A 12,399-nucleotide genomic window follows, 5' to 3' on the forward strand; every position below is an offset into this window, starting at 1 on the left:
AGAACGAGAGAAAGTCGCAGAAGCGTCGGTTAGTCGCTCAGTTCAGCACTCGCTCCAGCCGCAGGACTCGCAGGTCTTGCAGCCTTCGCTGTAGTACAGCGTCATCGAGCCGCAGTCCGGGCACTCGGGGCTCTCGCCCGCGTCGATGAGCGACTGCGTGGCGTCGTCTTGCTGCTGGCCGTCGCCGCCAGCGCCGGACGGACCCTGCGGGCCGCCGACGGTGGACTCGGAGGCAGCGCCGCCGTCAGTCTCGGGCGTGGACGCGCCCTCCGCGACCTCGCCGAGGCGCTGCTGCTGGGGGTAGGCGGCGCGGTCGACGTCGCCGTCGAGGTAGCGCCGCAGCGCGGTGCCGAACGCGTCCGGGATGGAGTTGACCTGTTCGCCCTTGTCCCAGGCGACCTTCGGCGAGCGGATGCCCTGCAGCTTGTCCGCGATTTCCTCGGGGTCCACGCCGGAGCGCAGCGCCACCGAGATGGTCTTCGCGAGCGCTTCGGTGAACGAGCCCGTGAAGCCGCCGGAGTTGCCCGTGTTCGCGAACAGCTCGAACGGCCGCTCGCGCTCGGGGTCCTCGTTGATGGTGACGTAGAGCTTCCCGTAGCCCGTGTCGATGCGCTGGGTGACGCCGTGGAGGAGGTCGGGGCGAGCCTGCTTCTCGGCGAACTCGCCGTCGAAGGCGTCCTCGTTGCCCGCGAATATCTCGCGGAGGTCCTCGCCAAACGCGGCCTGGACGTCCTCGTTGTCGAGGAAGCCCTCGATGCCGCCGAACGTCTCCTGGATGGTCTCGACGATGGCCTCGGCGGCCTCGTCCTCGTCCATCTCGGAGAACTCGGTGTTGTCCGCGCGCGTCGTCAGCACCTGCTTGCTGCGGGTGCCGTCGCGGTAGACGGTGACGCCCTTCCCGCCGTTCTCGTAGATGTAGCGGTACACCTCGTCCATGTCCTCGACGGTGGCGTCGTTCGGGAAGTTACACGTCTTCGAGATGGCGGAGTCGACGCCCTGCTGGCAGGCCGTCTGGACCGCCGCGTGGTCCTTCCCGGAGAGGTCCGAGGTGACGACGAACAGCTCGCCGATGGAGTCCGGGACGGTCGTCAGCCCGTCGACGCCGTCGAACTCGTTGTTCGACATCTGCTCTTGGGCCTCCTCCTTGACCGCGTCGACGTCGATGTCGTTGGCCTCCAGCGTACGGAGGAAGTAGTCGTCGAACTCCACGAGCATCTCGTCGCCCTGCACGTCGTCGCTGACGTTCTTGTAGTAGGCAACGTTGTAGATGGGCTCGCAGCCGCCCGTGGTGTTCCCGACCATCGACGTGGTGCCGGTCGGCGCGATGGTCGTCGTGTTGTGGTTGCGAATCGGGAAGCCCTCGGCCCAGTCTTCGGGGTCTTCGCCGGTGTGGTGCTCGAACCACTCGGGGTAGTCGGTGGGGTTCGCGTACTTGGACTTGTCCCACTCGTCGAAGCTCCCGCGCTCGGTGGCGAGTTCGTGGGAGGCTTCCTTCGACCCGTGGTCGATGTGGCGCATGACCTGCCGGGCGATCTCGTTGCCCTCCTCGCTGCCGTACTTCACGCCGAGCTGGATGTACAACTGCGCGAGGCCCATGACGCCGAGGCCGACCTTCCGCATCTCGGCGACCTTCTGTTCGATCTCCTCGACGGGGAAGTCCGACATCGTGACGACGTTCTCCAGGAACCGCGTGCCCTGCTCGATGCGGTGGTCGAACTCCTCGTTGTCGAGCGCGTCGTCGAGGAAGCGGCTGACGCCCTCTTCGAGGCTGTCGAACTCGTGTTCCTCGCTCCAGACGCGCCAGTCCGGGGCGTCCTTCGCGGCGAGCGTCGAGAGGTTGATGTGACCGAGGTTACACGCCTCGTACTCCTCGAGAGGCTGCTCGCCGCAGGGGTTCGTCGCGAGGATGCGGTGGTCGGGGTGCTCCTCGACGTCGAAGGAGTGCTGCTTGTTGACGCGTTCGAGGTAGATGACGCCGGGTTCGCCGTTCTCGTGGGCGCCCTCGACGATGCGCTCCCAGACCAGTTCCGCGGGCAGCGACAGCTCCTCGCCGGGCGTGACGTACTCGCCGAGCCCGTACCGGGAGTACATCTCCTCGGTCTCCTCGGTGGCGATGTGGGGCTCCTCGGTGCGCGGGTTCGTGAACGTGTACTCCTCGCCGTTCTCCAGCGCCTCCATGAAGCCGTCCGTGACGCCGACGGAGATGTTGAAGTTAGAGAGGTGGCCCTCGACGGCGTTCCGGAGGTGCTCGGGGACGCGGCCGTCCTCGTCGATGAGGTCGCGGGCCTCTTCGAGGGCCTCCGAGAACTCGGTGTACGTGTAGTCGTCGGGGTCGTTGAGCTTCAGGGTGTGCGCCAGCGAGACGTCCTTGTTCTTCGCGTGGATGAACTCGATGACGTCCGGGTGGCTGACCCGCATCACGGCCATCTGCGCGCCGCGGCGCGCGCCGCCCTGCGCGATGGTCTCGCACATCTGGTCGAACGTCTCCATGAACGTCAGCGGGCCGGACGCGATGCCGCCGGTAGAGCCGACGGTGTCGCCGTACGGCCGGAGCTTCCAGAACGCGTACCCCATGCCGCCGCCGGACTGGAAGACCTCGGCGGCCTCCTTGGCGGTCTGGTGGATGTCAGTGATGTCGTCGTCCGGGGAGTCGACGAAGCAGGCGGAGAGCTGCTGGAGCTCGTCGCCGGCGTTCATCAGCGTCGGGGAGTTCGGCATAAACGAGAGGTCCGCCATCAGCTGCTGGAACTCCTCGCGCTGGGCTTCGACGTGCTCGCGGACCTCGTCGTCGTCGAGTTCGGGGACGACGGTGTCGTAGGCGAACTTGTTGACGTTGCTCTCCGTGAGCTCGACGGTGACGTCCGAATCGTCGGGGTCAACGTCCTCGCCGAAGACCTCCGCGGCGAGCTCGTCGCGGCGCGGGTGATCGGGCTTCAGCTGGTCGGGCGAGACCTCGACGGGGTCGTCGCTCTCGTAGACGACCTCCGCGAGCGCGATGTTCTTCGCGACGCGCGGGAACAGGTCCTCCTGCTCCTCGATGTGCTCGCCGTCCGTGTTCTTGCGGAGGTACCGCGCCGGCAGGATGTTGTGGTAGGCGTTCGCGGTGAGCCGTTCTTCGAGCGTGTCGCCGGTCGTCCGCTTGATGGGCAGGTCGACCTCGTCCGCGGAGACGTTCGGCGTGCTCATTGACACTCACTCCGCTGTACAGTCCGTGTGGTGGGTTGTTGGTGTATCATGGATGGTCGAAGTTCGGGCGTCGATAGGGACGACAAGGTACCGGGCACGGGTGGTTAGTAGTTCCGCTTCCGGCCCCCCGTGCTGGCGGTCCCCAGAGCGGCCCGATTCGCGGTGGTTGAACCGTTGGGCCGGGAGTGATATAATCCTACTCAAAGCGCGGTGAAAGTGGTCGGTCGTGGCGGCGCGAAACCGCCGACGGAGCCCGGGTTTCAGTTTCGGGGGTCCAGTGGAACCGAAGGGGGCACGCGACGCCGCCGACTGCCCCCTCGCTTAAGTCGGTGGTCTGCGTGGGGCCGAGTATGCTCGCTGTACTCGCGCTCGCGCTCGGCGGCCTGACCTCCTCGCCGCTGGGCACGCTCCTGCTCGCGCTCGTCGCGGTCACAGTCATCGTTCTCGTGGGTCGGTTCGTGCTCAGCGTCGCGTGGAAACTGCTCGTCGTCGCGACGATTCTCGTCGGCGCGGCGTGGGTCGTGACGACGGTGCTGGGCTGAGCGCGTACACGCGCTGCGACTGCCCGAAACGAATTTGCCGCGCCGCGACGCGGCTGGCGTATGAGCGACCGACTGTCGGCGGTACAGACGCTGTTCGTCGGGACACAGGTGACGCTGTTGGCGATTGTCGTCCTCGCGCTCGCCGTCGCGCTGCCCGAGATGGACACGGAAGCACTCGCCGGCGCGGGGATTCTGGCCGCGATAGCCGGCACCGGAATCGTCGGCTACGGCGTCACGAAGTGAGCACGGCGCGCTACTGGGGGACGCCCGCCAGGAAGTTCTCCACGAGGTCGTGGCCCGCGGCGGTGAGCACGCTCTCGGGGTGGAACTGCACGCACGTAATCGGGTGTTGTTCGTGGCGCACGGCCATCGCGAGCTCGGTGCCGTCGTGGTCGGTGCGCGCCGAGACCTCGAAGCAGTCCGGAATCGCGCCGCACGCCAGCGAGTGGTAGCGCGCCGCCGGGAACCCCTGCTCGATGCCGTCGAAGACGCCGCGGCCGTCGTGCTCGACGGGACTGGTCTTGCCGTGCATCGGCTCGGGCGCGCGGTCCACCGTTCCGCCGTACTCGTAGACCGCGGCCTCCATCCCGAGACAGACGCCGAGCGTCGGCACATCCGTGCTGACCTCGCGGAGCACGGGCGCGGTGACGCCGACGTCGCGCTCGTTCTTCGGGTGGCCGGGGCCGGGACTGATGACGATGGCGTCCGGGTCCACGTCGCGTACGTCGTCGAGGCTCGCGGTGTTCTTCAAGACGGTCGTCTCCGGGCGCTCGCCGTCGACGGTCTGCTCGGAGACGTACTCCACGAGGTTGTACGTGAACGAGTCGAAGTTGTCGACGAAGAGGACGTTCATCCCTCCACCTCCGGCGTCTCGACGTCCTCGCGGATGCGCTCGACGGCCGCGAGTACGCCGTCCATCTTCGCCTCGGTTTCGTCGAACTCCGCCGCGGGGTCGCTGTCCGCGACGATACCCGCGCCGGCGCGCACGCGGAGGGTGTCCTGCTCGTTCCCGTGACTGATTGTCGCGGACCGAATCGTGATGGCGAACTCGGCGTCGCCGTTCCACGAGAAGTAGCCGACGCCGCCGCCGTAGATGCCACGGGGCGACGCCTCCAGCGCGTGGATGTGCTCCATCGCGCGGACCTTCGGCGCGCCCGACAGCGTGCCCGCGGGGAAGGACGCGCGGGTGGCGTCGAAGGCGTCGTGGTCATCGCGCAGCGTTCCCGTCACCGTGGACTCGATGTGCTGGACGTGGCTGTACTTGAGCACGCGCATGAACTCGGGGACGCGCACGCTCCCGGGTTCGCTGACGCGGCGCACGTCGTTCCGCGAGAGGTCCACGAGCATCGTGTGCTCGGCGCGCTCCTTCTCGTCGGCGAGCATCTCGCCGGCGAGCCGCCGGTCCTCGACGGGGCTGGACCCCCGCGGGCAGGTGCCCGCGATGGGGTTGTTGAGCACGGTGTCGTCGTGGACCGCGACCAGCGTCTCCGGGCTCGCGCCGACGACGGTGCGGTCGTCGTGCGAGAGCAGAAACATGTACGGCGAGGGGTTGACGTCCCGAAGGGCGGCGTAGAGGCCGCGCGGGTCGACGTCGCCGTCGAGTTCGCGCGTGCGCGAAACGACCGCCTGATACACTTCCCCGTCGAGGACGGCTTCTTTCGCTTTCTCGACGCTGTCCTCGTACTCGTCGCGGGCGCCCGCCCGCTCGTCGGTGACGCGGAAGCCGCCGAACTCCGGCTCGTCCGCGTCAGCGAGTTCGCGCTGGACGCGCTCGGCTTCCGCAGCGAGTGCGTCGTAGACCGCGTCGGGGTCGTCGTCCTCACCGACGAGCGGGGTGAACACCAGCGAGACGGTGTCGGTCGCGCGGTCGAAGACGAGCGTGCGCGTCGTCAGCACGAACTCGGCGTCGGGCAGTGGGGTCTCGGGACGTTCGACGCCCACCTCTTCGAGCCAGAGGTCGTAGACGGCGTCGTACGCGAGGAAGCCGACGAGCCCGCCGTCGAGCAGCTGGCGGTCCTCGTCGGGGAACCCGCGCCGGTCAACGTCGGGGAGCGCGCCGCGGAGCTGGTCGAGCACGTCGCCGTCGCCGGCGTCTAAGAACTCCGTGACGCGGTCGTCGCACAGCGCCTGCACCTCCGTTCCGTCGGGGTGGACGGTGACGACGGCCGCGGGGTCGTAGCCGACGAACGAGTAGCGCGCGTGGCGGTCCTCGGTCGCGTCCGACGGCCGGAACGCGCCGTCGGGGTCGCTCGCGGACGTCTTCTCGGCGCTCTCCAGCAGGAAGCCGTACTCGCCCTCGGTGAGCGTGGCGTACGCCGACAGCGGCGAGACGCCGACGTCGAGGTCGGCGGCGACGCGGACGACTGCGGGACCGTCGCCAGCGAGGTCTGCGAACTCGCTGCGGGTGGTGTCCAGTCCCGCGGCGGGCTCGTCGGCGTCGGTCACGCCTCCGCCTCCCGGCGCTCGGTCGCGCTCGCGACGAACTGCCGGACTGCGTCGTGGTCCTTCTCGCCGCCCGTCTTCTCGACGCCGGACGCGACGTCCACCGCGAACGGATCGACGGTCGCGACGGCCTCGGCGACGTTCTCGGGCGTCAACCCACCCGCGAGCACGACCGGCGAGTCAACGCTGTCGGCGAACTCGCGGGTCGCGTCCCAGTCGTGCGTGCGGCCCGTGCCGCCCGCGCCCGCTTCGTCCACGGAGTCCACGAGCAGCGCGTCGGCGGCGTCGTCGTAGCGCGCGCCCTCTGGGTCCGCGGCGTCCACGGTCTTCAGGACCGCCGCGCGAGTGTTTTCCGCGACGCGCTCCACATCGCCCGCGGAGAGGTCGCCGTGCAGTTGGACGGCGTCCGGGTTCACGCGCTCGACCAGTTCGACCGCCTGTTCGGGCGTCTCGGGCATCGTCACGAGTACAGTGGTGACGAACGGCGGCGCGGCGGCCGCGAGGTCCGCCGCCTGCTCGACGCTCACCTCGCGGGGCGTGTCCACGGGCACGTCCGCGATGAATCCGACGGCGTCCGCGCCCGCGTCGACGGCCGCGCGGAGGTCGGGCTCGTTCGTGAGACCACAGACTTTCGCGCGCGTCATCGCGTCGCCGTCGCGGGGTCCCGGAGCGTCTCCAGCGTCTCCTCGGCGGCGCCGGAGTCGATGGCCTCGGCGGCGCGCTCGGCGCCTGCTTCGAGCGAGTCGGCCTCGCCGGCGACGTAGATGGCCGCGCCCGCGTTCGCGAGGATGATGTCGCGCTTCGGGCCGGTGACGTCGCCGGTGACGATGCCGCGGAGGTCGCGGGCGTTCTCCTCGGGCGTGCCGCCGGAGACGTCCTCGATGGGTGCCTCCTCCAGCCCGAAGTCCGCGGGCGTGACCGTGTACTCCTCGATGTCGCCGTCGTCGAGTTCGGCGACGACGGACTCGCCGTGGAGCGCGAACTCGTCGAGGCCGTCGCCGTGAACGACGAGCGCGCGGTCGACGCCCATGTGCGAGAGCGCGCGAGCGAGCACGGGCACGAGGTCGGGGTCGTAGACGCCCACGACCTGCGCGTCCGCGCCCGCGGGGTTCGTCAGCGGCCCGAGCACGTTGAAGATGGTGCGCACGCCGAGTTCGCGGCGCGGGCCGATGACCGCCTTCATCGCGGGGTGGAACGCGGGCGCGTGCATGTAGCCGATGCCGTCGTCCTCGATGCGCTCCTCGACCGCGTCCGGGCTGGCGTCGAGGGCGACCCCTACTTCTTCGAGCACGTCCGAGCTTCCCGACGACGAGGAGACGGAGTAGTTGCCGTGCTTCGCGACCGGGACGCCGGCGCCCGCCGCGACCATCGTGGACGTCGTGGAGACGTTGATGGTGTCGTAGTCGTCGCCGCCGGTGCCGCACGTGTCGACCAGCGGCTCGCGGTCCGGGTCGATGGTGTTGGCGGCGTCGCGCATCCCCTGCGCGAACCCCGCGATTTCGGTCTCGGTCTCGCCTTTCGCGCGGAGCGCGGCGAGCAGCGCGCCGATTTCCGCGTCTGTCGCGTCCTCGAACAGTCGGGTGACGGCGTCACGCGCTTCGTCGAGGGTGAGGTCCTCGCCGGCGGTGACGCGCTCGATGTATTCCTGCATTGTGGACACCAATGTACGGTTTCGCGTTGTAATGTATAACTCTGTACGTTCACTTAACTCTGCCGGGGCACGCACCCCCACGCGGGTACCGATTCGAAACCTTCAACTATACCCCCGGACTACGCTGGAATGCGTTCGAAGACCGCCGCGGGTTGGTGGTCTAGTCAGGCTATGACACCTCCTTGACATGGAGGAGGTCGGCGGTTCAAATCCGCCCCAACCCATACTTCTCGCGTCGCTCGCCTCCGAGCGACGCGTGTGGCGCGGTTGGAAGGATTTGAACCACGGAAGTCGCGCGCAGCGAACGCAGTGAGCGAGCACGTCTTCCGGAGGTTCACAATCCGCCCCAACCCACTTCTACCGCACTCACGCCGACGAGCTACAGGAGATTCTCGAGGAGACCCACCTCGACTAACAACGACTGTCGCCGTCGGGACGCCACGAGCACGCGTCGCCGGTCGTAAGATCGTTCTCCTCGATGTACGACGACAGACACGCGTAGTTACAGAAGTACGTCGGGGAGCCACAGTCGTCCTCACAGTCACGGACACAGATCGGGTCGTGGTCGAAGATGCGCGACTCACAGTACGCACACGTCTCGTCTGAGTCGGGCGTCGTGACAGTCGTGGACACGACCGAAAGGAGCGTCCGAACCCCAGAAAGCGTTTCGCAGAACAGCGCGTCGGAATCGGGCGGACACGTGGCAGTAGCGCGAGCGGCCGACCGTGGTTGGCGGCGTCCCGACGAAGAAACCGATATGAGTCTACCCGCCCTAACGGGGCGTAATGAGCGAGGCAGACGGGATAGTCGGCGCAAACGACACCCGCGAGGAGATCATGGAGGCGACGTTCCGGGCGCTCAGCGAGCACGGGTACAAGGACCTCCGGGTGCGGGACATCGGCGAGGAGATGGAGCTGTCGCGGCAGGTCATCCACTACCACTTCGACGGGAAGTACGACCTGCTGTCGTCGTTCCTGAAGTACGTCATCGACCAGTACGAGGGCAGCGTCGAGGTCGCCGAGGACATGGACCCGCGCTCGGAGCTGGACGCGCGCATCGACCAGTGTCTGTTCGGGCCGGAGTTCGAGGAGTTCACGCACTGGGACCGGATGAAGGTCTACCACGAGCTGTACGCGCACGCGCAGAACGACGCCGAGCACCGCGAGCTGTTCGAGGAGCACTACGGCCGGCTCCGCGGCAGCATCGTCGCCGTCATCGAGGACGGCATCGAGCAGGGGGTCTTCCGCGAGGTGGACGCCGAGCGGATGGGCCAGCTCATCACGGACGTGATTCACGCGGCCCGCGAGCGCCGCATCTCGCTGGGGCACGACGACGCGCCCGCGGAGGCCCGCGCGGCCATCGACGAGTTCGTGCTGGACTCGCTGGAGCGCGAGGACTGACGGCCGCGGCGACCAACGATTCTGGAGGATTTGTCCGCGAACGGGAGCGCCGCCGCTGGGCGCTCGCGAAAATAACGGGTGAGAAGCGGCCGCGTTACAGTTCGGGGACGTCCGACGGCATGTCGAAGTCGTGGTAGTACTCGCCCTTCTCCTTCGAGAGGATGTCGAGGACGGCGGCCGCGCCGTCGCCGACGGCGATGGCGGCCTGCCACTTCTCGGGGCGGCCCATCGCGCCGGTGGCGTAGACGCCGTCCACGGACGTCTCCATGTCGAGGTTCACGTCGACGACGTCCTCGTCGGTGAACTCGCAGCCGAGGTCCTCGGCGAGGTCGCGGTTGCCACCGGTCGCGAGGACGACGTAGTCGGCCTCGTACTCGCCGTCCGCGGTCGTGACGGCGAAGCCGTCACCGTCCTGCTCGACGGCGGTGACTTCCTCGCCCTCGTGGAGGTCGGCGCCGCGGGCCTCCGCCTGCTTCTGGGCGATGTCGACGAACGTCATCCCGTCCATCGAGCGCACGCCCGGGTAGTTGAACAGGTGGGCCTTGTGCATCCACGTCTCGTCGGTGTCGAAGACGACGGTGTCGAGGTCGTTCTTCGCGGCGAACTGTGCTGCGGACAGGCCGGCGGGACCGCCGCCGACGACTGCTACGTCTGCCATGGGCGTGTATCCGTGCTCCCCGAGGAAGAAACTTACCATCAGGTAAAAGCCGGCAGTTCCTGCCGAGGCGGCGCGCCGAGGAGCCAGCGACGGCGGTGCGGGCGTTCAGAGGACGAACGGGCCGCGCTGCTGAATCGGCTCGTCGTGTGGCCGGCCGGCGACCGCGACCACGCGGAGGTCGGCGTCGGTGCGGAGCTCGACCGCGGTCTCGTCGGTGACCGGGAAGACGTCGCCCTCGCCGAACGCGTCTCCGGCAACGGTCCCCTCGCCGGCGACGCCGTAGACGAAGCCCGTCCAGTCCTCGGGGACCGTCCACTCGTAGGCGTCGGACACGCGCACGTCCAGATACTCCATGGGCGTGTGCAGCGAGAGCGGCGAGTCGTCGCCGACGACCGTGGTCACCGTCGCGCCGTCGTACTCCTCGGTGGGCAGGTCGGCCTGCGTGGCGTCCACGTAGTCGGGGTCGACCTCCTTCTTCTCGCGCGGGAGGTTCACCCACAGCTGGAGGCCGTTACAGCCGCGGCCGCCCGCGGGGAACTCGGAGTGACGGATGCCGCTGCCGGTCGTGATGCGCATCGCCTCGCCCTCCTCGGCGACGTTGCTGACGCCCAGCGAGTCCTCGTGGTCCATCCCGCCGTCGATCATGTACGAGACGATTTCGAAGCCGCGGTGGGGGTGCATCGGGAACCCCTGGTCGGGGTCGATGTAGAACCGCTCGAAGAGGACGAACGGGTCGAGGTGTTCGGGGTGGTGGCTCGTCGGGAACGCGCGATTCGAGTTCACGCCCGTCCCGTGTCGCACTCGCTCGCCGGGGACGGGGCCGTCGGTCGTCGACGCGTCGTTGGCGGTCATGTCTCACCGTTGTTTACCAGACAGTAAAACGCGTCGGATGGGGGCGGCGCTCTCCCACTCCGGGAGTTGTTCGCTGGCTGTGAATCGGCGGATGTCACTCCATCCCGCCCGCTTTTACCTCGTTCTACCGTCTGGTAAAACGCAGATGACAACCGACCTGTCCATCGACGCCGACTGGAGCGCGCAGTACATCGACGGCGAGTGGGTGCCCGCCGAGAGCGGGGAGACCATCGCCGTCGAGGACCCCTCGACGCGCGAGGTCGTCGCCGACGTCCCCGCCGCGACCGAGAGCGACGTCGACGCCGCCTACGAGGCGGCCGCCGAAGCCCAGGAAGAGTGGGCGGAGGCCCCGCCCGCGCAGCGGTCGGCGGTAATCCAGCAGTTCCTGCAGGCCCTGCAGGAGCACTCCGAGGACGTCACCAACCTGCTGGCCCACGAGGTCGGCGGCTCCCAGATCATGGGTGAGACGTCCATCCAAATCGCCTCCGACCACGCCGGCGAGGCCGCCACGCTGCCGCGGCGGATGAAGGGCGAGCACGCCGACTCGAACATCCCCGGCAAGGAGAACATCGTCGAGCGCGGGCCGAAGGGCGTCGTCACGGTCATCTCGCCGTGGAACTTCCCCCTGAACCTGAGCGCGCGAGCGGTCCTGCCCGCCATCGCCGCCGGGAACAGCGTCGTCCTCAAGCCCTCCACGAACTCCCCCATCACGGGCGGCCTGCTGTTCGCGAAGCTCTTCGAGCAGACCGACCTCCCCGAGGGCGTCGTGAACGTCGTCACCGGCCGCGGCTCCGACATCGGTGACCGCGTCGCCAGCCACCCCGAGAGTGACGTCGTCTCCTTCACCGGCTCCACGGAGGTCGGCCAGCACGTCGCCGGCCTCGCGGGCGAGAACCTCGCCGTCCCGGCGATGGAGCTCGGCGGCAACAACGCGTTCGTCGTCGCCAGCGACGCCGACGTGGACCGCGCCGTCGACGCCGCGACGTTCGGCTCGTTCGTCCACCAGGGGCAGGTCTGCATCTCCATCAACCGCCACATCGTCCACGAGGACGTCTACGACGAGTACGTCCGGAAGCTCACCGAGCGCGCCGAGGAACTCGCCGTCGGCAGCGCCCACGAGGGCGACACCGTGGTCGGCCCCATCATCGACGAGTCCCAGCGCGACGAGATGCTCGAATACGTCGAGCAGACCGTCGACGCCGGCGCCACCCTCGAAACCGGCGGCGAGACCGCCGACATCGACGGTGTCGAGGACTCGCTGGTCGTCAAGCCCACCGTGCTCTCCGGCGTGACAAACGACATGGCAGCCGCGTGCAACGAGCACTTCGGCCCCATCGCGCCCGTCATCCCGTTCAGCGACGTGGACGAAGCCGTCGAAATCGCCAACGACACGAAGTACGGGCTCTCCGGCGCCGTCCACGCGGGCGACCTCTCGGTCGCGAAGGACATCGCCGGCCGCATGGAGACCGGCAACGTCCACATCAACGACCAGCCCATCAACGACGAGGCCCACGTGCCGTTCAGCGGCATCGGCGCGTCCGGCGTCGGCGAGTACAACAGCGACGCGTTCCTCCGCGAAATCACGGAGACGAAGTGGATTTCCATCCAGCACGAGCCCCGCGACTACCCGCTGTAAGCGGCCAGCCCGGAGTCGCCGGGTCTCATCGA

The 12,399-nt window shown here is 68.4% G+C and carries 12 protein-coding genes and 1 tRNA gene; 5 read left to right on the forward strand and 8 right to left on the reverse strand.

The window, feature by feature from the left end; genetic code table 11:
• Nucleotides 1-42: 42 nt before the first annotated feature.
• Entirely contained in the window at nucleotides 43-3,186 is a 3,144-nt protein-coding gene (locus ABSL23_RS14680) for an adenosylcobalamin-dependent ribonucleoside-diphosphate reductase (protein ID WP_353634289.1), read from the reverse strand.
• Between the two features lie 350 nt (nucleotides 3,187-3,536).
• On the opposite strand from ABSL23_RS14680, the gene ABSL23_RS14685 reads away from it, so the two are divergent.
• The gene (locus ABSL23_RS14685) at nucleotides 3,537-3,728 is read left to right on the forward strand and encodes a hypothetical protein (RefSeq protein ID WP_353634290.1); all 192 of its coding nucleotides are present in this window, start codon (nucleotides 3,537-3,539) and stop codon (nucleotides 3,726-3,728) included.
• A gap of 60 nt (nucleotides 3,729-3,788) precedes the next feature.
• Nucleotides 3,789-3,971 carry a hypothetical protein gene (locus ABSL23_RS14690; RefSeq protein ID WP_059057365.1) on the forward strand — a complete coding sequence of 61 codons (183 nt, stop codon included), beginning with the start codon at nucleotides 3,789-3,791 and terminating at the stop codon, nucleotides 3,969-3,971.
• Between the two features lie 10 nt (nucleotides 3,972-3,981).
• On the opposite strand, the gene trpG is transcribed toward ABSL23_RS14690, so the two are convergent.
• The 4 genes from trpG to trpD are packed head-to-tail and all read right to left on the reverse strand — an operon-like array spanning nucleotide 3,982 to nucleotide 7,821.
• Nucleotides 3,982-4,581, reverse strand: coding sequence for an anthranilate synthase component II (gene trpG / locus ABSL23_RS14695; protein WP_353634291.1), 600 nt, complete (start codon nucleotides 4,579-4,581; stop codon nucleotides 3,982-3,984).
• Nucleotides 4,578-6,143, reverse strand: coding sequence for an anthranilate synthase component I (gene trpE / locus ABSL23_RS14700; protein WP_353635388.1), 1,566 nt, complete (start codon nucleotides 6,141-6,143; stop codon nucleotides 4,578-4,580). Before trpE ends, trpG begins: the two co-directional genes overlap by 4 nt.
• Nucleotides 6,144-6,169: 26 nt before the next feature.
• Nucleotides 6,170-6,814: a phosphoribosylanthranilate isomerase gene (locus ABSL23_RS14705; protein WP_353634292.1), complete on the reverse strand. Its 645-nt coding sequence runs from the start codon at nucleotides 6,812-6,814 to the stop codon at nucleotides 6,170-6,172.
• Nucleotides 6,811-7,821 (reverse strand): anthranilate phosphoribosyltransferase, encoded by a 1,011-nt coding sequence (gene trpD / locus ABSL23_RS14710; protein WP_353635389.1) that lies wholly within the window; start codon nucleotides 7,819-7,821, stop codon nucleotides 6,811-6,813. The genes ABSL23_RS14705 and trpD overlap by 4 nt, the downstream gene beginning before the upstream one ends.
• A 149-nt stretch (nucleotides 7,822-7,970) precedes the next feature.
• Between trpD and ABSL23_RS14715 the strand changes: the two genes are divergently transcribed.
• Nucleotides 7,971-8,045: transfer RNA gene (locus tag ABSL23_RS14715), tRNA-Val, on the forward strand.
• A gap of 187 nt (nucleotides 8,046-8,232) precedes the next feature.
• Here ABSL23_RS14715 and ABSL23_RS14720 read toward each other — a convergent pair.
• Nucleotides 8,233-8,454 carry a hypothetical protein gene (locus ABSL23_RS14720; RefSeq protein WP_353634293.1) on the reverse strand — a complete coding sequence of 74 codons (222 nt, stop codon included), beginning with the start codon at nucleotides 8,452-8,454 and terminating at the stop codon, nucleotides 8,233-8,235.
• 152 nt (nucleotides 8,455-8,606) lie between these two features.
• Between ABSL23_RS14720 and ABSL23_RS14725 the strand changes: the two genes are divergently transcribed.
• The gene (locus ABSL23_RS14725; RefSeq protein WP_353634294.1) at nucleotides 8,607-9,221 is read left to right on the forward strand and encodes a TetR/AcrR family transcriptional regulator; all 615 of its coding nucleotides are present in this window, start codon (nucleotides 8,607-8,609) and stop codon (nucleotides 9,219-9,221) included.
• Nucleotides 9,222-9,315: 94 nt separating this feature from the next.
• Here the strand turns inward: ABSL23_RS14725 and ABSL23_RS14730 are convergent, their stop codons facing one another.
• Nucleotides 9,316-9,879: an FAD-dependent oxidoreductase gene (locus tag ABSL23_RS14730; protein WP_353634295.1), complete on the reverse strand. Its 564-nt coding sequence runs from the start codon at nucleotides 9,877-9,879 to the stop codon at nucleotides 9,316-9,318.
• A gap of 105 nt (nucleotides 9,880-9,984) precedes the next feature.
• On the reverse strand, nucleotides 9,985-10,731 hold the full coding sequence (locus ABSL23_RS14735) for a pirin family protein (protein ID WP_353634296.1): 747 nt from the start codon (nucleotides 10,729-10,731) through the stop codon (nucleotides 9,985-9,987).
• A 145-nt stretch (nucleotides 10,732-10,876) separates the two neighbouring features.
• Between ABSL23_RS14735 and ABSL23_RS14740 the strand changes: the two genes are divergently transcribed.
• Nucleotides 10,877-12,367 carry an aldehyde dehydrogenase family protein gene (locus ABSL23_RS14740; RefSeq protein ID WP_353634297.1) on the forward strand — a complete coding sequence of 497 codons (1,491 nt, stop codon included), beginning with the start codon at nucleotides 10,877-10,879 and terminating at the stop codon, nucleotides 12,365-12,367.
• Nucleotides 12,368-12,399 lie beyond the last annotated feature (32 nt).

The organism is Halobacterium sp. NMX12-1, assembly GCF_040435975.1.
Taxonomy (GTDB): domain Archaea; phylum Halobacteriota; class Halobacteria; order Halobacteriales; family Halobacteriaceae; genus Halobacterium; species Halobacterium hubeiense.